The following is a 23,546-nucleotide window of genomic DNA, read 5'->3' on the forward strand; positions in this document are numbered from 1 at the left end:
CGAGCGGTGCGGGACCTGCCTGATTGGGAACATGGCGGGACAACGGGAGACCACATGACACCGAGCAGACAAGCGACGCACATGAAGCCGATCTGGATAGTCGACGACGATCAATCAATCCGCTGGGTCCTCGAGAAGGCCCTTGCCCGTGAAAGCCTGCTCTCTCGCAGTTTTACCAACGTCCGCGACGTGCTCGCGGCGCTGGAGGATGACGAGCCACAGGTCCTGATTTCCGATATCCGCATGCCGGGCGGCTCGGGCCTGGACCTGCTGCAGGCCATCAAGGCGCGGCACCCGGGCCTGCCGGTCATCGTGATGACCGCGTATTCCGATCTGGACAGCGCCGTGGCGGCCTTCCAGGGGGGCGCGTTCGAATACCTGGCCAAGCCATTCGATGTGGACAAGGCCGTCGAACTGATCCGCCGCGCGCTGGAAGAGAGCCTGCGCGAGGAGGAAATGGACGATCGGCTAGTCGACGCCCCCGAGATCCTCGGCCAGGCCCCGGCGATGCAGGACGTGTTCCGTGCCATCGGCCGCCTGTCGCAGTCGAACGTGACGGTGATGATTACCGGCGAGTCCGGTACCGGCAAGGAACTCGTCGCCCGGGCGCTGCACAAGCACAGCCCGCGCGCCAACGGGCCATTTATCGCACTCAACACGGCGGCGATTCCGAAGGATCTGCTGGAATCCGAGCTGTTCGGCCACGAGCGCGGCGCGTTCACGGGTGCGCAGACGATGCGGCGCGGCCGCTTCGAGCAGGCCGAGGGCGGCACGCTGTTCCTCGACGAAATCGGCGATATGCCATTCGATCTGCAAACGCGGCTGTTGCGCGTGCTGTCGGACGGCAACTTTTATCGCGTGGGTGGCCACAACCCGTTGCGCGCCAATGTCCGCGTGATCGCGGCCACGCACCAGAACCTCGAGACGCGCGTGAAGGAGGGGCTGTTCCGTGAGGACTTGTTCCACCGCCTGAACGTCATTCGTCTGCGGCTGCCGCCGCTGCGCGAGCGGCCCGAGGACATCACGCTGCTGGCGCGCCATTTCCTGCAGAAGAGCGCCAAGGAGCTTGGCGTGGAACCCAAGCGCATGTCCGACGAGGCGCTGGCCTACGTCAGCACGCTACCGTTCCCGGGCAACGTGAGACAGCTTGAGAATCTGTGCAACTGGCTGACCGTGATGGCGCCGGCGCAGACCATCGAAGTCAAGGATATGCCACGGGAGATGATCGGCACGTCCCAGGCGGAAAGCACCGGTTCGTCGATGCGTGCGCCGGGCGGCGAGCCGCGCATGGCGGGTGGCGACTATGACGCGATCGAGACGTCGGACTACGGCATGGGCACGCCGGCAGGCGAGGGCGACACGATGGTTGCCACACGTCCGCCGATGACCGCGACGGCGCCAGGCATGGCGTCCGCCCCGGCCTTCGCAGGCAATGCGGTGTCCGCAAGCTGGGAATCGCTGCTGGCCGGCGAGGCCAAGTCAATGCTGGAAGCCGGCCAACCCGAGGTCATGGATGTGCTGACGCGGCGCTTCGAGAAAGCCGTGCTAGAAGCCGCGCTGGGCGTCACGCGCGGGCGTCGCGTGGAAGCGGCCACCCGGCTCGGTATTGGGCGGAATACGATTACCCGCAAGCTGCAGGAGCTGGGATTCGATTGATGTCCAGGGATTGAGACGTTTCTCTCCTCTCCTGGTGCGGGGGAGGAGAGAAGCAAGAACAATCTCAGCCGTTGCCGCGTACCGCCAACAGTCGCTCCGCCATCTCGGCGAAGCCTTCACCGCCGGCCGCCTCCGTGACGTAGGCGGGCGCCACCGGCAACTGATCGAGAATCTCCCGCACGTTCGCCACGCCCACCGACAATGGGAAGTGGCCGAACATCGCCGCGTCATTGGCCGAGTCGCCAATGAACAGCCATTCGTCGCGCGAGGCGTCGACGTCATCCCCCAGCAACTCCCGCACGCAAAGCCGGCTCATTGACAGCTTGTCATGGTCGCCGAACCAGCCGTTCACATGGATCGAGCTGACCGTGGCCGTCATGCCGGCCTCGCGCATCAGCGCCGCAATGCGGTCCACCGCCGGCTGGGGCAGGGGTGCCACGTCCTCGGCATGGTCGATGGCAAGGTCCGCCGCGTGCCATGCCTGGTCCGAGGCCAGCGCGCAGCCCGGCACTTCCCGCAAGATCCGCTCGCCAAGTGCGTGGATCTTCTCAAGATTGCTGGCGCGTGTCGGCGCATCGTCGAGGAAGCGCGTGATCAGCTTGTTATCGCGCAAATGCGAGAAGAAGGCGCCGTTTTCGCCGATGATGGCATCGACCGGCCAGAGCCGCACGAGGATCTCAGCCCACGCAATGCAGCGCCCTGTGACGGGTACGACATGTAGTCCGGCCCGGGCTAGGCGGTCCAGTGCGAGATAGGTGGGGGCTGGCAGCCGGCCATCGGTCGTCAGGGTGCCGTCGATGTCGGTCAGAATGCCGCGCACGCGGCGCAGGGCGGCGTCCGGCAAGGTGGCGAAGGGTTTCATCGTGCTCATGGGCGAGAATTGTACGCAAACGTCCCCCGGCGCGGCATGGCCGATTGTGTGACATCAATGTGTCGTCAAAATGCAGCAATATTCGCACCGCAAGGCGGGTTTGCCCGGTTTGCGGCGAGGTGCGACGGGCGTAACATGCCGCTGTCACAAAAAATGCATACAGTCGGTCGCTTTTTCTCATTTCTTGCCCGATTTGCCCGACTGATAACAGCCTCAGGAGAGAAGTCCATGTCCTTTCCACGCATCGCCCTGAAATTCGCTGCCGTCGCCGCCCTGGCCATGGCTGGCACCGCCCATGCGGCGGTGGAGATCCAATGGTGGCACGCCATGCAGGGCGCGCTGAACGACAAGGTCAACGAGATCGCCAACAAGTTCAACGCGAGCCAGACCGAATACAAGATCGTGCCTGTTAACAAGGGCAATTACGACGAAACCATGGCGGCCGGCATCGCTGCGTTCCGCGCGGGCGGCGCGCCGGCGATCCTCCAGGTGTTCGAAGTGGGCACCGCCACGATGATGAGCGCCAAGGGCGCCATCAAGCCGGTTTCCACGGTGATGAAGGACGCGGGCGAAAGGTTCGACCAGAAGGCCTACATCCCCGCCGTGGCTGGCTACTACACCTCGTCGAAGGGCGAGATGCTGTCGTTCCCGTTCAACAGCTCGACCACTGTCTTCTATTACAACAAGGACGCCTTCAAGAAGGCGGGCCTGTCCGAGCCGCCCAAGACCTGGCCTGAAGTGATGCAGTATTCGGCCAAGTTGAAGGCATCGGGTACGAACTGCGCCTATACCACCGATTGGCAGGGCTGGGTGCATCTGGAAAGCTTCTCGGCCTGGCATAACACGCTGTTCGCCTCGAAGAACAACGGCTTCGGCGGCACCGACGCCCGCCTGGTCTTCAACAGCCCGCTGCACGTGAAGCACATCAGCAATCTGCAGGAGATGGTGAAGAAGGGGTACTTCAGCTACGGCGGCCGCAAGGCGGAGTCGCAGGCCAAGTTCTTCAACGGCGAATGCGCGATGTTCACGGGCTCGTCGGCATCGCTGGCCAACATCCGCAAGAACGCCAAGTTCCAGTTCGGTGTGTCGCAACTGCCGTACTACCCGGACGTGCAGGGTGCCCCGCAGAACACGATCATCGGTGGCGCGTCGCTGTGGGTGATGGGCGGCAAGAAGGCCGAGGAATACAAGGGCGTGGCCAAGTTCTTCACGTTCCTGTCGCAGCCTGAGATCCAGTCCGACTGGCACCAGGCCACTGGCTACCTGCCGGTGACGATGGCGGCCTACGATCTGACCAAGAAATCGGGTTATTACGACAAAAACCCGGGTGCCGATGTGTCCGTGCAGCAAATGGTCGTGAAGACCACGGACAAGTCGCGCGGCGTGCGCCTGGGCAACCTGGTGCAGATCCGTACCGTGGTGGACGAGGAACTGGAAGCCGTCTGGGCCGGCAAGAAGGAGCCGAAGGCCGCGCTGGACACGGCGGTGGCGCGCGGGAACGAGTTGCTCGAGCGCTTCCAGAAGACCGCGAAAGAGTAAGACAGGGGCGCCGCGCGGCCTGGCCGGTATGACCGGTCCCGGCTGGCGGGCGCCAGACGTGCGGCAGGCGGGCGGCGGCGAAACCGTCGCCCGCTTGCGTTATGAAGAGGCTTGACGATGGAAAAACGCGTCGTTTTCCGGTCGCCGTGGCTGCCGTATCTGCTGGTGTTGCCGCAGATTGCCATCACGATGATCTTCTTTTTCTGGCCAGCCGGCCAGGCGCTGTGGCAGTCGATGCTCCAGCAGGATGCCTTCGGCATCAATCTCGAATTCGTGGGATTCGACAACTTCATGACGCTGTGGGCAGACCCGCAGTATATGGAGTCGTTCGAGGTCACGGCCATATTCGCCATCGGCGTGACGGTGGTCGGCCTTTCGGTGGCGCTGCTGCTGGCCTACTTCGCCGACCGTGTGGTGCGCGTGGCCACCGGGTACAAGACGCTGCTGATCTGGCCGTATGCCGTAGCGCCGGCCGTGGCGGGTGTGCTCTGGATGTTCATGTTCAACCCGACGCTGGGCGTGGTGTCGTACGCGCTGCGCAAGGGCGGTGTGGACTGGAACTTCCTGCTTAATGGCAACCAGGCGCTGACGCTCGTGGTGCTGGCCGCGGCGTGGAAGCAGATCAGCTACAACTTCCTGTTCTTCCTGGCCGGGCTGCAAAGCATTCCGCGCTCGCTGATCGAGGCGGCCGCTATCGACGGGGCCGGGCCGTGGAAGCGCTTCTGGTCCATCATATTTCCGCTACTTTCGCCGACCACGTTCTTCCTGCTGGTCATCAACGTGGTCTACGCATTCTTCGATACCTTCGCCATCATCGATGCTGTGACACATGGCGGCCCGTTCAATTCGACGAACACGCTCGTCTACAAGGTGTTCCACGACGGCTTCCGCGGCATGGACATCGGCGGCTCGGCCGCGCAGTCGGTGGTACTGATGGTGATCGTCATTGCGCTGACCGTGGTGCAGTTCCGGTTCGTGGAACGCAAGGTCCAGTACTGACACGAAAGGCGCCCAAAAATGGTAGAACGTCGTCCAATTCTTGATGTCATCACCCACGTGGTGCTGATCCTCGGTATCGTCGTCGTGGCGTTTCCGGTGTACCTGACCTTCGTGGCGTCCACGCTGACGGCCGAACAGGTGCTCGATTCGCCCATGACGCTGATCCCCGGAAGCCACCTGATTGAGAACTTTCGCACCGTGCTGTTCCAGGGCGTGGGGGAGGCCGCCTCGCCGGTTGCCACCATGATGAAGAACAGCCTGATCATGGCGCTGGGTATCGCGCTCGGGAAGATCGCGATCTCGATCATTTCGGCCTTCGCCATCGTTTATTTCCGATTTCCGCTGCGCAAGACTTTCTTCTGGCTGATCTTCATCACGCTGATGCTGCCTGTGGAAGTGCGGATCCTGCCGACCTACAAGGTGGTGTCGGATCTCGGCCTGCTGGACAGCTACTTCGGCCTGACCATTCCGATCATCGCATCGGCCACGGCCACGTTCCTGTTCCGCCAGTTCTTCCTGACGATTCCGGACGAGCTGGCCGAAGCCGCGCGCATCGACGGCGCCGGCCCGCTGCGCTTCTTCTGGGACGTGGTGCTGCCGCTTTCGCGCACCAGCATCGCGGCGCTGTTCGTGATCCAGTTCATCTATGGCTGGAACCAGTACCTGTGGCCGCTGCTGATTACCACGCAAAAATCTATGACCCCGGTGGTGGTTGGCGTGACGCAGATGATTTCGCGCTCGGGCGATGCCGCGACGGACTGGAATCTGGTGATGGCCACGGTGATGCTGGCGATGATCCCGCCGGCCGTGGTGGTGGTGCTGATGCAGAGGTGGTTCGTCAAGGGCCTGGTCGAAACGGAAAAGTAAGCGAAAAAATAAGCGAATTACGAGAAAGCCATGGCAAAACTGTCACTTCGCAACGTTCAGAAAACCTACGCCGGCGGCACGCAGGTCGTGCACGGCATCGACATGGAAATCGCCGATGGCGAGTTCATCGTCATCGTCGGCCCCTCGGGCTGCGGCAAGTCCACGCTGCTGCGCATGGTCGCCGGGCTGGAAACCATCACCGGTGGCGAGGTCCATATTGGCGACAAGGTGGTCAACGACCTCGAGCCGGCCGAGCGCGACATCGCAATGGTGTTCCAGAACTACGCGCTCTACCCGCACATGACCGTGTACGACAACATGGCTTATGGGCTGCGCATCCGCGGTATGTCCAAGGCCGAGATCGACCAGCGCGTGAAGCATGCGGCGGGCATTCTGGAGCTGGGCGCGCTGCTCGAACGCAAGCCGCGCGCGCTCTCGGGTGGCCAGCGCCAGCGCGTGGCGATGGGCCGCGCCATCGTGCGCGAGCCGGCCGTGTTCCTGTTCGATGAGCCGCTGTCCAACCTCGACGCCAAGCTGCGCGTGCAGATGCGGCTCGAACTGAAGGACCTGCATCGCCGCCTGGGCACCACCAGCCTGTACGTCACCCACGATCAGGTCGAGGCCATGACGCTGGCCGACCGCATGATGGTGCTGAACGGCGGCCGCGTGGAGCAGATCGGCACGCCGCTCGAGGTTTACTCGCGCCCGGCCAGCACCTTCGTGGCCAGCTTCATCGGCTCGCCGCCGATGAACCTCGTGCCGGTGGTGCGCACCAACGCTGCCCAGGGCGAGGCGCAGATGCGTGTGGTGCCGAAGGCGAATGGGGCCGGCGAGGGGCAGGGCGCACCGGCCACGCTTGGCCATCTGCCGATGGGCCTGCACTTGCCCGAGCAGGCGCTGATGGGGCTGCGTCCCGAGCATATCGAGCCCTGCGCGGCCCATGACGCCATCGCCCACGTCGATGTGCGTGTGGTGGAGGCGCTGGGCGCCGACTCGTTCGCTTATGGTTCGCTGGGTGGACAGCCGATCGTGGTCCGGCTGGACAGCCACATGCCGGTGCGTGCCGGCGACCGGCTGCCGGTGACGGCTTCGGCCGATCATCTGCACTTCTTCGATACGACGTCGGGCAAGCGTATCGAGGCGTTGGCATGAGTGCGACAACCGGCACTTTTCCTGTGATCGGCGCGGCCAACTGGCCGTATCCGCACCATATCGCGCACCGTGGCGCCGGCAAGCTCGCGCCCGAGAATACGCTGGCCGCGTTCCGGCACGGCGCGTCGTTCGGTTACCGGATGTTCGAGTTCGATGTGAAGTTGTCGGCCGACGGCAAGCCGGTGCTGATGCACGATGCGACGCTGGACCGCACCACGTCGGGCAAGGGCCGTGTCGACGCGCTGACGCTGGGCGAACTGGCCGCGCTGGACGCCGGCGGCTGGCACAGCCCGGCCTATGCCGGCGAACCAGTGCCGACGCTGGCAGCCGTCGCCCGCTATACGCGTGCCAACGGCTTCCACGTCAATATCGAGATCAAGCCGGTGCCGGGTACCGAATGGCGCACGGGTGCGGCAGTGGCGATTGACGCACTTTCACTTTGGCAGGGCGCCGACGTGCCGCCGCTGCTTTCGTCGTTTTCCGAGGAGGCGCTCGACGCCGCGCGCCAGGTTGCGCCCGGCCTGCCGCGCGCGCTGCTGCTCGACAAGCTGCCCGCCGACTGGCCCGAGCGTCTGCGCCGGCTGGGCTGCGTGGCGCTCGACGCCAACCATCGCGAACTGGATGCAGCCGTCATCGCCCGCGCCCATGCGGAGGGTTTTCAAGTGTTGTGCTACACGGTGAACGACGAGTCCCGGGCCGCCGAGCTATTGTCCTGGGGGCTGGACGGACTGATCACGGACGCGGTCGATCGGATCGAGCCGGCCGGCTGACTGGCGTGGCGCCGATGTCTGCCGACAACGGTCATGATTTTGCATCACGAAAAGTCCCCACTGTCGTTGGGCAAACGTGCTATGCTTTTGCGAGTGAAGACTAAGGTCCTTCCCCGCACAACTTGCCCTTTCGGGCTGTCGGTGAGACCCAAGACAGACGGCACCTTTGCGGTGCCGTTCGTTCAAGGTAGCGCTGTCTGGCTCCCAAGAGTTGTTTGCAATCCGCTAACCGGTCAAGCCGTGTCGCGGAAGGTTGATGAACCCGCTTAACTCCGGCATTCCCGGAGAATAGTGAGCGCCCCATGATGCAGCAGTATCAGAGCAATTCGTACCTCTTCGGCGGCAACGCCCCCTATGTGGAAGAGCTGTACGAGGCCTATCTCCAGAATCCCAGCTCGGTTCCCGACAACTGGCGCGCGTATTTCGACGCGATGCAGAATGTCCCGGCTGTGGATGGTTCCAACTCCCGCGATATTCCCCACGCACCGATCGTCGCCTCGTTCGCCGAGCGCGCCAAGCAGGGCCCCATCAAGACCATCGTTGCCTCGGCCGATTCCGACATGGGCCGCAAGCGCGTTGCTGCGACCCAGCTGATCGCTGCCTACCGCAACATCGGTTCGCACTGGGCCGACCTCGATCCGCTGAAGCGCCAGGAGCGTCCGCCCCTGCCTGACCTGGATCCGGCGTTCTACGGTTTCTCCGAGGCCGACCTCGACATCGTCTTCAATGCCAGCAACACGTATTTCGGCAAGGAGTCGATGAGCCTGCGCGAGCTGCTCAACAACCTCCGCGAGACCTACTGCGGCACCATCGGCGCCGAGTTCATGTACGTGAGCGACCAGGCGCAGAAGCGCTGGTGGCAGGAGCGCCTGGAAACCACGCGTTCCAAGCCCGTGTTCACGCTGGAAAAGAAGAAGCACATCCTGGACCGCCTGACGGCGTCCGAGGGCCTTGAGCGCTTCCTCCACACCAAGTACGTCGGCCAGAAGCGCTTCTCGCTCGAAGGCGGCGAGAGCTTCATCGCCGCGATGGACGAGCTGATCCAGCACGCCGGTTCGAAGGGTGTGCAGGAAATCGTGATCGGCATGGCCCACCGTGGCCGTCTGAACGTGCTGGTCAACACGCTGGGCAAGATGCCGGCGGACCTGTTCGCCGAGTTCGAGGGCAAGCACGTCGATGACCTGCCTGCCGGCGACGTGAAGTACCACAAGGGCTTCTCGAGCGATGTCTCGACCGAAGGCGGCCCGGTTCACCTGTCGCTTGCGTTCAACCCGTCGCACCTGGAAATCGTCAACCCGGTGGTCGAGGGTTCGTCGAAGGCCCGCCAGGAACGCCGTGGCGAAGCCGGTCACAAGGAAGTGCTGCCGGTGCAGGTGCACGGCGACGCCGCCTTCGCTGGCCAGGGCGTGGTCATGGAGACGTTGAACCTGGCGCAGACCCGCGGCTACGGCACGGGCGGCACCATGCACATCGTCATCAACAACCAGATCGGCTTCACGACGTCTGACCCGCGCGACGCGCGTTCCACGCTGTATTGCACGGACGTGGTCAAGATGATCGAGGCCCCGGTGCTGCACGTGAACGGCGACGATCCCGAAGCCGTGGTGTACGCCATGCAGCTGGCCACCGACTTCCGCATGGAATTCAAGAAGGATGTCGTGGTTGACATCATCTGCTTCCGGAAGCTGGGCCACAACGAGCAGGACACGCCGGCTGTGACGCAGCCGCTGATGTACAAGAAGATCTCGCAACACCCGGGCACGCGCAAGCTGTACGCCGACAAGCTGGCCGCGCAGAACCTGGTGCCCGCCGACTTCGGCGACCAGCTGGTCAAGGAATACCGTGCCGCGATGGACGCGGGCAAACACACGGTGGACCCGGTTCTGTCGAACTTCAAGAACAAGTTCGCAGTGGACTGGATGCCGTTCCTGAACCGCAAGTGGACCGACGCCGCCGACACCGCCGTGCCCGTGACCGAGCTGAAGCGCCTGGCCGAGCGGATCACGACGATCCCCGAGCACCTGAAGCTGCACCCGCTGGTGGAAAAGGTCATCAAGGACCGCGCCAACATGGGCCGTGGCGACCAGCCGCTGGACTGGGGCATGGGCGAGCACCTGGCGTTCGCATCGCTGGTGGCCTCCGGCTATCCGGTGCGGATCACCGGTCAGGATGCTGGCCGTGGCACCTTCACGCACCGTCACTCGGTACTGCACGACCAGGCGCGCGAGCGCTGGGATGCCGGCAGCTACGTGCCGCTGCAGAACGTGTCCGAGAACCAGGCCCCGTTCACCGTGATCGACTCGGTGCTGTCCGAAGAAGCCGTGCTCGGCTTCGAATATGGCTACTCGACCGCGGAACCGAACGCGCTGGTGATCTGGGAAGCCCAGTTCGGCGACTTCGTGAACGGCGCCCAGGTGGTGATCGACCAGTTCATCTCGTCGGGTGAAGTGAAGTGGGGCCGCGCCTCGGGCCTGACGATGATGCTGCCGCACGGCTACGAAGGCCAGGGTCCGGAACACAGCTCGGCGCGTATCGAGCGTTTCCTGCAGCTTTGCGCGGACCACAACATGCAGGTTGTGCAGCCGACCACGCCGGCACAGATCTTCCACCTGCTGCGTCGCCAGATGATCCGTCTGTTCCGCAAGCCGCTGGTGATCATGACGCCGAAGTCGCTGCTGCGTAACAAGGATGCGGTGTCGCCGCTGTCCGACCTGGCCAAGGGTCACTTCGAGACGGTTATCCCCGATCACGAAGAACTGAACGCCAGCAAGGTCAAGCGCGTGATCATGTGCTCGGGCAAGGTCTACTACGACCTGGTCAACACCCGCAAGGAGCGCGGTGCCACCGACACGGCGATCATCCGCCTGGAACAGCTGTACCCGTTCCCGCACAAGGCAGTGGCCGCCGAGCTCAAGAAGTACCCGGGCGTGACCGAAATCCTGTGGTGCCAGGACGAGCCGCAGAACCAGGGTGCCTGGTTCTTCGTGCAGCACTACATCATGGAAAACATGACGGAAGGCCAGAAGCTCGGTTATGCCGGTCGTCCCGCCTCGGCTTCGCCGGCGGTGGGCTACTACGCAAAGCACAACGAGCAACAGAAGGCGCTGCTGGACGCTGCGTTCTCCAAGCTCAAGGGCTTTGTGCTGACCAAGTAATAAGACGGCCGGCCCGGCGCGCAGTGGTGCGCGCCGGGCTTCGGCCTGTTTGAACATACACGCATACATCGAGGAAAATTTCTCACCATGGCTATTGTTGACGTCAAGGTTCCGCAACTGTCTGAATCGGTCGCCGAAGCGACCATGCTGAACTGGAAGAAGAAGCCGGGCGAAGCCGTTGCCCAGGACGAGATCCTGATCGAGATCGAGACCGACAAGGTCGTGCTGGAAGTGCCGGCCCCCGCCGCTGGCGTGCTGTCGCAGATCATCAAGAACGACGGCGATACCGTCGTGGCCGATGAACTGATCGCCAAGATTGATACCGAAGCCACCGCTGGCGCCGCCGCTCCGGCTGCCGCCGCCCCGGCTCCGGCCGCTGCACCTGCCGCCGCCGCACCGGCACCCGCTGCCGCTACCGGCGCCAGCGGCATCGCCATGCCGTCGGCTGCCAAGCTGATGGCCGAAGGCGGCCTGTCCGCCGGCCAGGTTGCTGGCACCGGCAAGGATGGCCGCATCACCAAGGGTGACGTGCTGGCCGCCGGCTCGGCGCCCGCACCGGCCGCCAAGGCCGCCCCGGCACCGGCTCCGGCCAAGCCGGCCCTGCAGCAGGTGTCCGCCCAGGTGGACTTCGCCGCGCTGGGCGACCGCCCGGAAGAACGCGTGCCGATGAGCCGCCTGCGCGCCCGTATCGCCGAGCGCCTGGTGCAGTCGCAGTCCACCAACGCCATCCTCACCACGTTCAACGAGGTGAACATGAAGCCGGTGATGGACCTGCGCAACAAGTACAAGGACCGCTTCGAGAAGGAACACGGCGTGAAGCTGGGCTTCATGTCGTTCTTCGTCAAGGCTGCCGTGCACGCCCTGAAGAAGTACCCGATCATCAACGCCTCGGTGGATGGCAACGACATCGTCTATCACGGCTACTTCGACATCGGTATCGCGGTGGGTTCGCCGCGTGGCCTGGTGGTGCCGATCCTGCGCAACGCCGACCAGATGAGCCTGGCCGACATCGAGAAGAAGATCGCCGAGTTCGGCGCCAAGGCCCGTGACGGCAAGCTGTCGCTGGAAGAGCTGACGGGCGGCACGTTCTCGATCTCGAACGGCGGTACGTTCGGTTCGATGCTGTCGACGCCGATTATCAACCCGCCGCAATCGGCCATCCTGGGCGTGCACGCCACCAAGGACCGTGCCGTGGTGGAAGACGGCCAGATCGTGATTCGCCCGATGAACTACCTGGCCATGTCCTACGACCACCGGATCATCGATGGTCGCGAGGCCGTGCTGGGCCTGGTGGCGATGAAGGAAGCGCTGGAAGATCCGGCCCGCCTGCTGCTGGACCTGTAAGCGTCCGTCTCCTCCCTCTGAATTGAAGGACACCCGTTCCCCGCCGCCCGTTGAATCGGGCGGGTGGGAGCAGGCCGTCCAGAAGGAAACTCCATGAGCAAACAATTCGACGTGCTGGTGATCGGCGCCGGCCCCGGCGGCTACATCGCCGCCATCCGCGCAGCCCAACTGGGCCTGAACGTGGCCTGCTGCGAAGGCAACGCCTATGACGATCCCAAGGGCGAGCCGCGCCTGGGTGGCACCTGCCTGAACGTGGGCTGCATCCCGTCCAAGGCCCTGCTGGCTTCCTCGGAAGAGTTCGAGAACGCCTCGCACCACCTGGCCGACCACGGCATCACCGTGGGTGACGTCAAGGTGGACGTGCCCAAGATGCTCAAGCGCAAGGACGACATCGTCGGCAAGATGACCAAGGGCATCGAGTTCCTGTTCCGCAAGAACAAGGTGACGCTGCTCAAGGGCTACGGCAAGTTCGCCGGCAAGGCCGCCGAAGGCTTCCAGGTGGATGTGGCTGGTGAGGTCGTGACCGCGAAGCAGGTCATCATCGCCACCGGTTCGAAGGCCCGCCACCTGCCGGGCATCACCGTGGACAACAACCTCGTCAGCGATAACGAGGGCGCACTGAAGTTCCCGACTGTGCCGAAGAAGCTGGGCGTGATTGGCGCCGGCGTGATCGGCCTGGAACTGGGCTCGGTGTGGCGCCGCCTGGGTGCCGAAGTGACCGTGCTGGAAGCACTGCCTGCGTTCCTGGGCGCCGCCGACGAAGGCGTGGCCAAGGAAGCGCAGAAGCTGCTGACCAAGCAGGGCCTGCAGTTCAGCCTCGGCGTGAAGGTCAACGAGGTCAAGACCGGCAAGGACAGCGTCACCGTCAGCTATGACGACAAGGACGGCAAGGCCCAGACGCTGGAAGTGGACCGCCTGATCGTGTCCGTCGGCCGCGTGCCGAACACCGACAACCTGAACCTGGAAGCGGTGGGCCTGGGCGTGGACGCGCGCGGCTTCATCGAGGTGGACGACCACTGCCAGACCAAGGTGCCGGGCCTGTGGGCCATCGGCGACGTGGTGCGTGGCCCGATGCTCGCCCACAAGGCGGAAGACGAAGGCGTGGCCGTGGCCGAGCGCATCGTCGGCCAGAAGCCGCACATCGACTTCAACACGGTTCCGTGGGTGATCTACACCTTCCCGGAAATCGCGTGGGTCGGCAAGACCGAGCAGCAGCTGAAAGCCGAAGGCCGCCAGTACAAGTCGGGCCAGTTCCCGTTCATGGCCAACGGCCGTGCGCTGGGCATGGGCGCTTCGGACGGCTTCGTCAAGATGCTGGCCGATGCCAAGACCGACGAGATCCTGGGCGTGCACATCGTGGCGGCCAACGCGTCGGACCTGATCGCCGAAGCGGTGGTGGCCATGGAGTTCAAGGCCGCCAGCGAGGATATCGGTCGCGTCTGCCATCCGCACCCGTCGATGTCCGAAGTCATGCGCGAAGCCGCGCTGGCCGTGGACAAGCGCCAGCTCAACATGTAAGGCTGATGCCTGCCATTGCGTGAGCACCGGCGCGCCGCAACCTGCGGCGCGCCGTTTTCACTTGCAGCACCCGCGCATCTCGCGTCGGTCGCCCCCAGCGTGAACCCAGCATGAACGTCACCGAGTTTTACGAGAAAGAACTGCAACAGCGCGGCTATCAGTCGGACGAGGCGCAACTGCGCGCCGTGGCACGGCTGCAGCAGTGCTACGACGAATGGGTGGCCTACAAGAACCGGCGCAACAACGCGCTGAAGAAGCTGCTCGTGCACCCCGAGGTGCCCAAGGGCGTCTATCTGTGGGGCGGGGTGGGGCGCGGCAAGTCGTTCCTGATGGACAGCTTCTATTCCTGCGTGCCCGTGGTGCGCAAGACGCGGCTCCATTTCCACGAATTCATGCGCGAAGTGCATCGCCAGTTGGAGGAATTGCGAGGTCGGCCCGACCCCCTCGACGAACTGGCCAAGCGCATCGCGCGCAAATACCGGCTGATCTGCTTCGACGAGTTCCACGTCAGCGACGTGGCGGACGCCATGATGCTGCACCGCCTGCTGGACCAGATGTTCGCAAATGGCGTCCAGTTTGTGATGACGTCGAACTATCGCCCGGACCTGCTGTATCCGGATGGCCTGCACCGCGAACGGGTGCTGCCTGCGATCGACCTCCTCCAGGAGAAGCTCGATGTGCTCAATGTGGACGCGGGCATCGACTACCGCAAGCGTGCCCTGGAGCAGGTGGAGGCGTACCACACGCCGCTGAACCGTGAAGCCAGCGCTGCGCTGCGCGATGCCTTCGTCGCCATCGCCGGCACGGCCGATGAATCGCCGATCCTGCATATCGAGCACCGTGAACTGAAGGCGCTGCGCAAGGCGAATGGCGTGGTCTGGTTCGACTTCGCCACGCTCTGCGGCGGCCCGCGCTCGCAGAACGACTATCTGGAACTGGCGTCGGAATTCCATACGGTGATCCTGTCCGATGTGCCGAAGATGACGCCGCGGATGTCGTCGGAGGCGCGCCGATTCACCTGGCTGATCGATGTGTTTTACGACCACAAGGTCAAGCTGCTGATGTCCGCCGAGGTGCCCGCCGACGAGTTGTATACCGAAGGCCAGATGGCCGGCGAGTTTCATCGCACGGTGTCGCGGATCATCGAAATGCAGTCGCGGGAGTACCTGGAGTCCGAGCGACGGACGATGGATACCTCGCTGACCTGACCCGCGCTGAGCGGCCCGGGCGGGGGACCCGCAAGCTGTTGTCGGACAGGTGCGAATCCGACCTATTTGATCTGCATCAAGGCGTATGGTGTGTGCGCTACCTACTATCCGTGGGTATTAAAAGCGCACCATGCCGTCCCCGTCCCTACCCACTCCCTCACTCTTGCCGGCTGGTGCCCCCCCTGGGGCGCTGCCGGCGACCGCAGCAACGTTATCACCGCCATCCGCCGTCCGGCGCGGGTTTCCCGCGACGCCTCCGGCAACCACGATGACGGGCGCTTCGCCATCCCGATCGAATTCCACGCACGCAGACGGCCATTGCTTCCACTGCGGCCAACCGCTGACGCCGGCTGAGCCGGCATTCATTGCCGATATCGAAGGCAGCGCGCGCAGCTTTTGCTGCGGCGGCTGCCAGACATTGGCGCAGACGCTCCACGCTGCCGGGTTCGGCCATCTGTATGGCGACACCTCGCGCTTCTCGCGGCCCATTGACGACGCCGCGCGCCGGGAAGCCGAGCCGGTCTGGGCCGCCTACGACACGCCCGAGCTACGTCAGCAGTTCGTCCGTGCGCTTGGCGATGGCAAGGCCGAGGTCACCCTGGCGCCGGAAGGTATCCGCTGCGCGGCCTGCGCGTGGCTGATCGAACAGCGCCTGGGCCAGCTGCCGGGTGTGGAACTGGCGGTGGCCAACGTGGCAACGCGCCGCGTGGTGGTGCGCTGGCGGGAGTCGCAGCAATCCGTGTCTGCCTTGCTCGGCGCGCTGGCGGACATCGGCTATATGGCGTGGCCGTTCGAGGTGTCCCGCAGCGACCGCCAGGACCGCCGCGAGCGGCACGGGCTGCTGATGCGGATGGCCGTGGCGATGCTCGGCATGATGCAGGTCATGATGTACGCGTGGCCGATCTACACGCATGAAGCCACGATCGATCCCGGCCAGTTGCAACTAATGCGCTGGGCCAGCTTGGCGCTGACGCTCCCAGTCGTTTTCTATTCCGCTTCCCCGATCTTTGCCGGCGCCTGGCGCAGCCTGCGGCAACGCGCGATGGGCATGGACGTGCCCGTGGCCATCGGCGTGGCCGCGGGCTTTCTGGCCAGCGCAGCTGCCACGGTGCGTGGCGTGGGAGAGGTGTACTTCGATTCCGTGACGATGTTCGTGGCGTTCCTGCTGCTGGCGCGGTATCTCGAACTGCGCGTGCGTCAGGCGTCCCGAAGCGGCGCCGAGATGCTGGCGCGTCAGTTGCCGGCCACCTGCGAGCGCCTGACCGAGGGGGGAACCGTCGAGCGCGTGCCGGTGGCTCGCCTTGGCGCCGGCGACCGCATCCGGGTCAAGGCCGGTGAAATCGTGCCCGTGGACGGTGTAGTGCTGGCAGGCATCAGTGAGCTCGACGAATCGATGCTGACCGGCGAGGCCCGGCCGGTGCGACGGACTATCGGTGACGCCGTGCTCGCCGGGTGTTTCAACACAGCCAGCCCGCTCGAGGTGCGCGTGGGGCGCATCGGCGCCAATACGCGACTGGCCGAGATCGTGGCGGTGCTGGATCGTGCCCTCGCGGAAAAGCCACGGCTGGCGCTGCTGGCCGACCGCGTCGCGGGGTGGTTTGTCGGCGCGCTGCTCGCAATGGCGGCGGTGACCGGCATCGTCTGGGCTGGCTGGATCGATCCGTCGCGCGCGCTGTTGGTGACGGTGGCGGTGCTCGTGGTGAGTTGTCCTTGCGCGCTGTCGCTGGCCACGCCTGCGGCGCTGGCGGCGGCCGGAGCGTCGCTGTCGCGGCGCGGCGTGCTGCTGACGCGGTCTCACGCCATCGAAACCCTCGCACGCGTCACCGATATCGTGCTCGACAAGACCGGAACGCTGACCGAGGGGCGCTTCGCGGTGGTACTGACCGAGGCCACCGGCCGCCTCGAAGCGGACGCCTGCCTGGCGATTGCCGCGGCAATGGAGCAGGGCGGGGAGCATCCGATAGCCCGGGCATTCCGCGACGCCGCCACGCCATCAGCCGGGCGAGTGCAGCCGTCGGTGGACGCGCTGCGCAATGCGCCGGGGCAGGGCGTCGAAGCCTGTATCGACGGGCGGCGCATGCGACTTGGCCGGCGCGACTTCGCGGCTGCGCTGGCGCTGGAAGCTGGCGTTTGGGTCGGCGATGACACGGTCTTCAGCACCTCCGGCAACCTCCATCGGGGCGCCACCGAGGTCTGGCTAGGGGCTTCAGAGGGCCTGCTCGCACGGTTTTGCCTGTCCGACGTCGCACGTGCGCAGACGCCGGCGCTGCTCGACGCGCTCGACCTGCTTGGCGTCCGCACCCATCTGATATCTGGCGATAACGTCGAGGCCGTGCGCTGGTGGGCGGACTATTTCGGCATGGAAACCGCGCAGGGCGCCGTGACGCCCGAGGGCAAACGCGCTTATGTGGCCGCGCTGCAACGCGACGGCGCCGTGGTCCTGGCCGTGGGCGACGGCATCAACGACGCGCCAGTGCTGGCGCAGGCACAGGTTTCCATCGCCATTGGAAGCGGCGCGCCGTTGGCCCAGGCCGGTGCCGACGCGGTTCTCACGCATGGAGGCGTGGCCGAGATTGCCAGCGCCATCGGCGCAGCGCGCCGTACGCGCCGCGTGGTGCGCCAGAACCTCGGGTGGGCTTTCCTCTACAACATCGTGGCCATACCGCTGGCCGCCACCGGGCTCGTCACGGCCTGGATGGCAGGCATTGGCATGTCTGCGTCGTCGCTGCTTGTCGTCGCCAATGCCTGGCGCCTGCTGCATGTCCCTAATAAGACACTTGTGCCGCACCCGACATCACGCGAGGAGCGCTGACCATGGAAACCCTTTACCTGCTCGTGCCGATGAGCCTGGTGCTTGTGGCGCTGATCGCCGGCGCGCTCTGGTGGGCGCTTAATGCGGGGCAGTACGACGACCTCGACCGGCCCGGCGAAGCCATCCTGCTCGATAACGACAAGCCATGAATTGCAAGCTTTTTACGAGCCCTGGTGGCGCGCGGCCGCAACAGTTCCTTTCGTTGAATTGCGACTTGACCGGGATCAACACGCGGGTGGCGGCGGCTTTCTAAAGTCACACCAACACTAGGGTTAAACGATCTTTACTTCTGTATTTGGGGGTCTGAATGGATGTCTCTACCGCGTCTCCACGCGTCGACACCTTTAACTACGGCGTCGTGCGGCAGTTTGCCGTGATGACCGTGGTCTGGGGGATCGTTGGCATGGCCGTCGGCGTTCTGCTGGCGGCGCAATTGATCTGGCCGGATCTAAATTTCAACACCCCGTGGCTGTCGTTCGGGCGCCTGCGGCCGCTGCACACCAACGCGGTGATCTTCGCCTTCGGCGGCAGCGCGCTGTTTGCCACGTCGTACTACGTCGTGCAGCGTACCTGCCAGGCGCGCCTGTTCTGCGGGCCACTGGCGGCGTTCACGTTCTGGGGGTGGCAGATCGTCATCGTGGCGGCGGTCATCACGCTGCCGCTCGGCATCACGACTTCCAAGGAATACGCGGAACTTGAATGGCCGATCGACATCCTGATCACCCTGGTCTGGGTCGCCTACGCGGTGGTGTTCTTCGGCACCATCGTCAAGCGCAAGACGCGCCATATCTATGTGGCGAACTGGTTCTTCGGCGCGTACATCGTGACCATCGCCATCCTGCATATCGTGAACAACATCGAGATGCCGGCGTCGATATGGAAATCGTATTCCGCCTATGCGGGCGTGCAGGATGCGATGGTCCAGTGGTGGTACGGCCATAACGCCGTGGGTTTCTTCTTGACCACCAGCTTCCTTGGGATGATGTATTACTTCATCCCGAAGCAGGCGGGACGTCCGATCTACTCATACCGACTCTCCATCGTCCACTTTTGGGCGCTGAACTTCACCTATATGTGGGCCGGCCCCCATCATTTGCTGTACACCTCGCTGCCGGACTGGACGCAGTCGCTCGGCATGGCGTTTTCGCTGATCCTGCTTGCGCCGTCCTGGGGCGGGATGATCAACGGGATCATGACCATGTCCGGTGCCTGGCACAAGCTCCGCACGGACCCCATCCTCAAGTTCATGGTGGTGGCGCTGTCGTTCTACGGCATGGCCACTTTTGAAGGATCGATGATGTCCATCAAGACCGTGAACTCACTGTCGCACTACACGGACTGGACGATTGGCCATGTCCACTCGGGTGCGCTGGGCTGGGTCGCGATGATTTCGGTTGGCTCGTTGTATTACCTGTTTCCGCGCCTGTTCGGGCAGAAGGAGATGTTCAGCGTCAAGCTGATCGAGTGGCACTTCTGGATCGCGACGATTGGCGTGGTGCTTTACATCGCCTCGATGTGGATCGCCGGCGTAATGGAAGGGCTGATGTGGCGCGCCACGCAGCCGGACGGCACGCTGACCTACGCGTTCGTGGAAGCGGTCAAGGCGAAGTACCCGTTCTACCTGATCCGCCTGATCGGTGGCCTGTGCTTCCTGACCGGCATGCTGGTCATGGCCTACAACGTGGTGCGTACGATCGCCGGCAAGCCCGCCACGGACGCGCCGATCCCGGTCAGCCTGCCGGCTTCCGCCCAGGTTTCCGCACACTGACCGCCGAGGATTGCTGAGATGTCACAAAAACAAGGATTCTTCACCCACGAAACGCTTGAGAAGAACGTCGGCTGGCTGATCATCGCCACGATCATCGTGGTGAGCATTGCGGGCCTGGTGCAGATCGTGCCGCTGTTTTTCCAGCATTCCACGACCAAGCCCGATGCGGGCATCGTGCCGTATTCGCCGCTGCGCCTGATGGGCCGCGACATCTATATCCGCGAGGGCTGCGTCGGCTGCCATTCGCAGCAGGTGCGCACGCTGCAGGCCGAGACCGAGCGCTATGGCCATTTCTCGACGGCTGGCGAGTCGGTGTATGACCATCCGTTCCTCTGGGGCTCCAAGCGTACCGGGCCGGATCTCGCCCGCGTGGGCGGGCGGTATTCGGATGACTGGCAACGCATCCACCTGCGCAATCCGCGCGATGTGGTGCCGGAATCGGTGATGCCGTCGTATCCGTGGCTCGAGAAGGCTGCGCTGCCGACTGATGATATCCAGGGGCGGATGCGCACGCTGCAGCGACTGGGTGTGCCGTACACGGAGGAGCAAATCGCCCACGCCCCCGAGGAACTCGCCGGCAAGACCGAAGAGGACGCGATGGTGGCGTACCTGCAAGGCCTCGGCCTGAACCGCCGCAACGTGCGTGTGGACGCCACCACGGCGGCTACTGCCCCGAAGGAGTGAGCGCCATGGCTATCTTGACTTCCGCTGCCACCGTGCTGTCGATGCTGGCTTTCCTCGCCATCTGCTGGTGGGCCTGGTCGACGCCCCGCCAGGCCGCCAACGAGGAGTCGGCCATGCTGCCTTTCGCGTTGCCCGACGAGACCACGATAACGACAAGCCGGAACCCACAGCCATGAGCGATTTCATTTCCGATTACTGGAGTTACTACATCACGGCCATCTCGCTGATCGGCATCGCGTGGTGCGTGTGGCTGCTGTTCTCGCAGCGCCGGGTGCCGAAAATCCAGGTTGCGACCGAGGATACCGGCCATGTCTGGGACGGTGACCTGCGCGAACTGAACAACCCGCTGCCGCGCTGGTGGATGTGGATGTTCCTGCTGGCCTGCATTTTCAGCTTGGGATATCTGGTTCTGTATCCGGGCCTGGGTTCCTACGCAGGCGTGCTGGGCTTCTCCTCGCAGGGCGAACTGGCTGCGCATCGCCAGGCCGCCGAGAAGATTCAGAACGAGATCTACGGGAAGTACATGACGATGGACGTCACGAAGGTCGCAGTCGACCCTGAGGCTCGCGAGATCGGCCAGCGCCTGTTCCTGAATTACTGCGCGCAATGCCATGGCTCCGACGCGCGCGGCAGCCGCGGTTTCCCGAACCTGGCTGATAACGACTGGCTCTATGGCGGCGACCCCGACACGATCCGTCAGACGATCGCCAAGGGCCGCAACGGCATGATGCCGCCGTTCGCCGGCACCATCGACGCCAAACTCGCCGGGGACACGGCCCAGTATGTGCGCTCGCTGTCGGGCCTGGCGTCCGACCCGATCCGTGCGTCGCGGGGTGAAGGCACCTTCAAGACCACGTGCGCGGCCTGCCATGGGGCAAGCGGCAAGGGGAATCAGGCGCTTGGCGCGCCGAACCTGTCGGACAGCGTCTGGCTCTACGGCAGTTCGGAAAATGCCATCGTCGAGGCGATCCTGAAGGGCCACAACGGCCACATGCCCGCGCACGAGGAAATCCTGACGCCCGAGCGTATCCGCATGCTGACCGCCTATGTGTGGGGTCTCTCCAACACTGGAGCGGCCGGACAATGATCAACAGCCCCCGGGCAGGGCGGCAAGCCGCCTGCCGGGGCGCGAGGAACACCAGATGAACGCGCCCCCCAATGCTGCACAGCCCGTGGCGGACGACGCCGCCACGCCGGAGCCCTCACGGCCGGACGACAGCCCGCCATGGCGCCCGGCAGCCGCGCCTCGATCCGCGCAGCCTGCCCAGCCCGCCCAATCGGCTGAATCTTCTGAAGAGACGCTCTACGAGGTTCGGCGCAAGATCTATCCGCGCTCGGTCGCGGGCGCCTTCTCGAGCTGGCGAGTCTGGCTCGTCATCCTCACCCAGCTGGTCTATTACGGCACGCCGTGGCTGCAATGGAACAACCGCCAGGCGGTGCTGTTCGACCTCGGCGCCCGCAAGTTCTATATCTTCGGCCTCGTGCTGTGGCCGCAGGACGTGATTTACCTCGCGGTCCTGCTTGTCATCTCGGCCCTGGCGCTGTTCCTGTTCACTGCTATTGCGGGCCGGCTGTTCTGCGGCTACGCGTGCCCACAGACCGTCTACACCGAGATCTTCATGTGGATCGAGCGGCGCGTGGAAGGCGACCGCATCGCCCGTATCCGGCTGGACGGCGACCCGTGGAGTCTGCGCAAGCTGCGACTCAAGGCGACCAAGCACGCGCTCTGGGTGGTGATCGCCCTGTGGACCGGCTTCACCTTTGTCGGCTACTTTTCTCCGATCCGCGAGCTGGGCGGGCAGGTGGTCGATTTCTCGCTGGGGCCGTGGCAGTCGTTCTGGATGCTGTTCTATGCGTTCGCCACCTGGGGTAACGCGGGCTTCATGCGCGAACAGGTGTGCAAGTACATGTGCCCGTACGCGCGCTTCCAGAGCGTGATGGTCGACCGCGATACCTTCGTGGTGACCTATGACGTAGGTCGAGGCGAGCCGCGCGGCAGCCGATCGCGCAAGGCGGACCGGCACACCGCCGGCATTGGCGATTGTGTCAATTGCAGCATCTGTGTGCAGGTCTGTCCGACCGGGATCGACATCCGCGACGGATTGCAATACGAGTGCATCGGCTGCGGAGCTTGCATCGACGCCTGTAACCAGGTCATGGACAAGATGGCCTATCCGCGCGGCTTGATCCGCTACACCTCCGAGAACGCAATGCGCAAGGGCCTGTCGGCGGTGGCGGCGCGCAGGCGGCTGTTCCGCACGCGGACGATCATCTACGCGGTGATCTGGTCGGTGCTGGTAGGAGGCTTTATCGGGTCGCTGGCGATGCGCGCACCACTCAAGGTCGATGTCATCCGCGATCGGGGTGCCTTGGGTCGCGAGGTCGAAGGTCGATGGATCGAGAACGTGTACCGGCTGCAACTGATCAATACCACCGAGGCTCCGATGCGCGTCCGGGTACAGGCGACGAGCGCGGCGCTGCAAGGGCTGACCATTGAGTACGACAAGTCGGCGGAAACGCTTGCGCCCACGTCGAACCGCCTGTTGCCCGTGCGCATCCGTATCCCGATCGACCACGCGCCGCAGGGCACGCACAAGATCCGCATCACGGTCACGGGGGAGGGCATGGACGATGCGCGGGAGCGCGCGCAGATCCAGGAAGCGACCAGCTTCATCGTGCCGCGCGGACTGTAGTGCGGGTCATCCAGGAAATTATCGACGCAAGGAGTAGGCAATGACAGCGCAACAAATCAAGCCGTGGTGGAAGGAACCGTGGCCGTGGTTGCTGATGAGTGGCCCGCTGGTGGCGATGATCGGCTGTGGTGTGACGATCTGGCTCGCCAATACCCACGCCGACGTGCCGGTGCGCGATGCTGCGCGGCATGGGCTGGTGGTGGAAAAGTTGGATGGGTCCGCCGCGCGCGCCGCCGCCCATGTCAATGAGACGGCGAGGCGGCCATGAGACTACGCTGGCTGATGTGGGTGATGTGGCCAGCGTTTCTGATCGGCGGCGTGGCTACGGCAACGGTGTTCTCGATTGTGGATCCCAGTGACCTGAGCTTCTTCGGTCATCCGGTCGACGCGTCGCGCGAAGCGGTCTACACCGTGGGATTCTTGCTGGCGTGGCTGTTCTGTGCCTTGTCGAGCGGCTTGACGCTCTACACCATGCCGACGCCGCTCAGCGATACCGATGAACTCGAGTAG

20 protein-coding genes are annotated in these 23,546 nt (G+C 64.4%); 19 read left to right on the forward strand and 1 reads right to left on the reverse strand.

Features of this window, described 5'->3' with window-relative positions; genetic code table 11:
- Window positions 1-81: 81 nt before the first annotated feature.
- Window positions 82-1,656, forward strand: a complete 1,575-nt coding sequence (ntrC, locus tag AB4120_RS20260; RefSeq protein ID WP_144200818.1) for a nitrogen regulation protein NR(I) — start codon at window positions 82-84, stop codon at window positions 1,654-1,656.
- A 64-nt stretch (window positions 1,657-1,720) separates the two neighbouring features.
- Here ntrC and AB4120_RS20265 read toward each other — a convergent pair whose 3' ends face one another.
- The gene (locus AB4120_RS20265) at window positions 1,721-2,518 is read right to left on the reverse strand and encodes an HAD-IIB family hydrolase (RefSeq protein ID WP_149137496.1); all 798 of its coding nucleotides are present in this window, start codon (window positions 2,516-2,518) and stop codon (window positions 1,721-1,723) included.
- A 237-nt stretch (window positions 2,519-2,755) separates the two neighbouring features.
- Here AB4120_RS20265 and ugpB point away from each other — a divergent pair, with 237 nt between their 5' ends.
- The 18 genes from ugpB (at window position 2,756) to AB4120_RS20355 (ending at window position 23,546) form a co-directional block, all read left to right on the forward strand.
- On the forward strand, window positions 2,756-4,066 hold the full coding sequence (gene ugpB, locus AB4120_RS20270; RefSeq protein WP_441642748.1) for a sn-glycerol-3-phosphate ABC transporter substrate-binding protein UgpB: 1,311 nt from the start codon (window positions 2,756-2,758) through the stop codon (window positions 4,064-4,066).
- A 117-nt stretch (window positions 4,067-4,183) separates the two neighbouring features.
- Window positions 4,184-5,065, forward strand: a complete 882-nt coding sequence (ugpA, locus tag AB4120_RS20275) for a sn-glycerol-3-phosphate ABC transporter permease UgpA (RefSeq protein WP_149135734.1) — start codon at window positions 4,184-4,186, stop codon at window positions 5,063-5,065.
- 18 nt (window positions 5,066-5,083) lie between these two features.
- Window positions 5,084-5,932: a sn-glycerol-3-phosphate ABC transporter permease UgpE gene (ugpE, locus tag AB4120_RS20280; RefSeq protein ID WP_144200811.1), complete on the forward strand. Its 849-nt coding sequence runs from the start codon at window positions 5,084-5,086 to the stop codon at window positions 5,930-5,932.
- Window positions 5,933-5,962: 30 nt separating this feature from the next.
- Window positions 5,963-7,084, forward strand: coding sequence for a sn-glycerol-3-phosphate import ATP-binding protein UgpC (locus tag AB4120_RS20285; RefSeq protein ID WP_441642749.1), 1,122 nt, complete (start codon window positions 5,963-5,965; stop codon window positions 7,082-7,084).
- A complete protein-coding gene (gene ugpQ, locus AB4120_RS20290; RefSeq protein WP_441642750.1) occupies window positions 7,081-7,854 on the forward strand; it encodes a glycerophosphodiester phosphodiesterase in 774 nt (257 codons plus the stop codon). Before AB4120_RS20285 ends, ugpQ begins: the two co-directional genes overlap by 4 nt.
- A gap of 302 nt (window positions 7,855-8,156) precedes the next feature.
- Window positions 8,157-11,009, forward strand: coding sequence for a 2-oxoglutarate dehydrogenase E1 component (locus AB4120_RS20295; RefSeq protein WP_144200805.1), 2,853 nt, complete (start codon window positions 8,157-8,159; stop codon window positions 11,007-11,009).
- 87 nt (window positions 11,010-11,096) lie between these two features.
- On the forward strand, window positions 11,097-12,353 hold the full coding sequence (odhB, locus tag AB4120_RS20300) for a 2-oxoglutarate dehydrogenase complex dihydrolipoyllysine-residue succinyltransferase (RefSeq protein WP_092289624.1): 1,257 nt from the start codon (window positions 11,097-11,099) through the stop codon (window positions 12,351-12,353).
- Between the two features lie 93 nt (window positions 12,354-12,446).
- Window positions 12,447-13,871 (forward strand): dihydrolipoyl dehydrogenase, encoded by a 1,425-nt coding sequence (lpdA, locus tag AB4120_RS20305; RefSeq protein ID WP_149135737.1) that lies wholly within the window; start codon window positions 12,447-12,449, stop codon window positions 13,869-13,871.
- Between the two features lie 110 nt (window positions 13,872-13,981).
- Window positions 13,982-15,079 (forward strand): cell division protein ZapE, encoded by a 1,098-nt coding sequence (gene zapE / locus AB4120_RS20310; protein WP_149135738.1) that lies wholly within the window; start codon window positions 13,982-13,984, stop codon window positions 15,077-15,079.
- Window positions 15,080-15,347: 268 nt separating this feature from the next.
- Window positions 15,348-17,891: a heavy metal translocating P-type ATPase gene (locus tag AB4120_RS20315; protein ID WP_149135739.1), complete on the forward strand. Its 2,544-nt coding sequence runs from the start codon at window positions 15,348-15,350 to the stop codon at window positions 17,889-17,891.
- Window positions 17,892-17,893: 2 nt separating this feature from the next.
- A complete protein-coding gene (ccoS, locus tag AB4120_RS20320; RefSeq protein ID WP_092289615.1) occupies window positions 17,894-18,040 on the forward strand; it encodes a cbb3-type cytochrome oxidase assembly protein CcoS in 147 nt (48 codons plus the stop codon).
- Window positions 18,041-18,198: 158 nt separating this feature from the next.
- Window positions 18,199-19,659: a cytochrome-c oxidase, cbb3-type subunit I gene (gene ccoN / locus AB4120_RS20325; protein ID WP_149135740.1), complete on the forward strand. Its 1,461-nt coding sequence runs from the start codon at window positions 18,199-18,201 to the stop codon at window positions 19,657-19,659.
- A gap of 18 nt (window positions 19,660-19,677) precedes the next feature.
- Complete coding sequence (ccoO, locus tag AB4120_RS20330; RefSeq protein ID WP_441642751.1) at window positions 19,678-20,343, forward strand: cytochrome-c oxidase, cbb3-type subunit II; 666 nt, start codon at window positions 19,678-19,680, stop codon at window positions 20,341-20,343.
- A gap of 5 nt (window positions 20,344-20,348) precedes the next feature.
- Window positions 20,349-20,519 carry a cbb3-type cytochrome oxidase subunit 3 gene (locus AB4120_RS20335; RefSeq protein WP_441642752.1) on the forward strand — a complete coding sequence of 57 codons (171 nt, stop codon included), beginning with the start codon at window positions 20,349-20,351 and terminating at the stop codon, window positions 20,517-20,519.
- Complete coding sequence (gene ccoP / locus AB4120_RS20340) at window positions 20,516-21,430, forward strand: cytochrome-c oxidase, cbb3-type subunit III (RefSeq protein WP_149137498.1); 915 nt, start codon at window positions 20,516-20,518, stop codon at window positions 21,428-21,430. Before AB4120_RS20335 ends, ccoP begins: the two co-directional genes overlap by 4 nt.
- A gap of 55 nt (window positions 21,431-21,485) precedes the next feature.
- Window positions 21,486-23,036 (forward strand): cytochrome c oxidase accessory protein CcoG, encoded by a 1,551-nt coding sequence (gene ccoG / locus AB4120_RS20345; RefSeq protein WP_149135741.1) that lies wholly within the window; start codon window positions 21,486-21,488, stop codon window positions 23,034-23,036.
- 40 nt (window positions 23,037-23,076) lie between these two features.
- Entirely contained in the window at window positions 23,077-23,304 is a 228-nt protein-coding gene (locus AB4120_RS20350; protein ID WP_149135742.1) for a hypothetical protein, read from the forward strand.
- On the forward strand, window positions 23,301-23,546 hold the full coding sequence (locus AB4120_RS20355) for a hypothetical protein (protein ID WP_149135743.1): 246 nt from the start codon (window positions 23,301-23,303) through the stop codon (window positions 23,544-23,546). The genes AB4120_RS20350 and AB4120_RS20355 overlap by 4 nt, the downstream gene beginning before the upstream one ends.

Source organism: Cupriavidus sp. 2KB_3, from assembly GCF_052115685.1.
Classification (GTDB): domain Bacteria; phylum Pseudomonadota; class Gammaproteobacteria; order Burkholderiales; family Burkholderiaceae; genus Cupriavidus; species Cupriavidus campinensis.

Bases quoted from the DNA above. Each gene is read 5' to 3' on its own strand.
- ntrC (WP_144200818.1), top strand. From the start codon at position 82: ATGAAGCCGATCTGGATAGTCGACGACGATCAATCAATCCGCTGGGTC.
- AB4120_RS20265 (WP_149137496.1), bottom strand. From the start codon at position 2,518: ATGAAACCCTTCGCCACCTTGCCGGACGCCGCCCTGCGCCGCGTGCGC.
- ugpB (WP_441642748.1), top strand. From the start codon at position 2,756: ATGTCCTTTCCACGCATCGCCCTGAAATTCGCTGCCGTCGCCGCCCTG.
- ugpA (WP_149135734.1), top strand. From the start codon at position 4,184: ATGGAAAAACGCGTCGTTTTCCGGTCGCCGTGGCTGCCGTATCTGCTG.
- ugpE (WP_144200811.1), top strand. From the start codon at position 5,084: ATGGTAGAACGTCGTCCAATTCTTGATGTCATCACCCACGTGGTGCTG.
- AB4120_RS20285 (WP_441642749.1), top strand. From the start codon at position 5,963: ATGGCAAAACTGTCACTTCGCAACGTTCAGAAAACCTACGCCGGCGGC.
- ugpQ (WP_441642750.1), top strand. From the start codon at position 7,081: ATGAGTGCGACAACCGGCACTTTTCCTGTGATCGGCGCGGCCAACTGG.
- AB4120_RS20295 (WP_144200805.1), top strand. From the start codon at position 8,157: ATGATGCAGCAGTATCAGAGCAATTCGTACCTCTTCGGCGGCAACGCC.
- odhB (WP_092289624.1), top strand. From the start codon at position 11,097: ATGGCTATTGTTGACGTCAAGGTTCCGCAACTGTCTGAATCGGTCGCC.
- lpdA (WP_149135737.1), top strand. From the start codon at position 12,447: ATGAGCAAACAATTCGACGTGCTGGTGATCGGCGCCGGCCCCGGCGGC.
- zapE (WP_149135738.1), top strand. From the start codon at position 13,982: ATGAACGTCACCGAGTTTTACGAGAAAGAACTGCAACAGCGCGGCTAT.
- AB4120_RS20315 (WP_149135739.1), top strand. From the start codon at position 15,348: ATGACGGGCGCTTCGCCATCCCGATCGAATTCCACGCACGCAGACGGC.
- ccoS (WP_092289615.1), top strand. From the start codon at position 17,894: ATGGAAACCCTTTACCTGCTCGTGCCGATGAGCCTGGTGCTTGTGGCG.
- ccoN (WP_149135740.1), top strand. From the start codon at position 18,199: ATGGATGTCTCTACCGCGTCTCCACGCGTCGACACCTTTAACTACGGC.
- ccoO (WP_441642751.1), top strand. From the start codon at position 19,678: ATGTCACAAAAACAAGGATTCTTCACCCACGAAACGCTTGAGAAGAAC.
- AB4120_RS20335 (WP_441642752.1), top strand. From the start codon at position 20,349: ATGGCTATCTTGACTTCCGCTGCCACCGTGCTGTCGATGCTGGCTTTC.
- ccoP (WP_149137498.1), top strand. From the start codon at position 20,516: ATGAGCGATTTCATTTCCGATTACTGGAGTTACTACATCACGGCCATC.
- ccoG (WP_149135741.1), top strand. From the start codon at position 21,486: ATGAACGCGCCCCCCAATGCTGCACAGCCCGTGGCGGACGACGCCGCC.
- AB4120_RS20350 (WP_149135742.1), top strand. From the start codon at position 23,077: ATGACAGCGCAACAAATCAAGCCGTGGTGGAAGGAACCGTGGCCGTGG.
- AB4120_RS20355 (WP_149135743.1), top strand. From the start codon at position 23,301: ATGAGACTACGCTGGCTGATGTGGGTGATGTGGCCAGCGTTTCTGATC.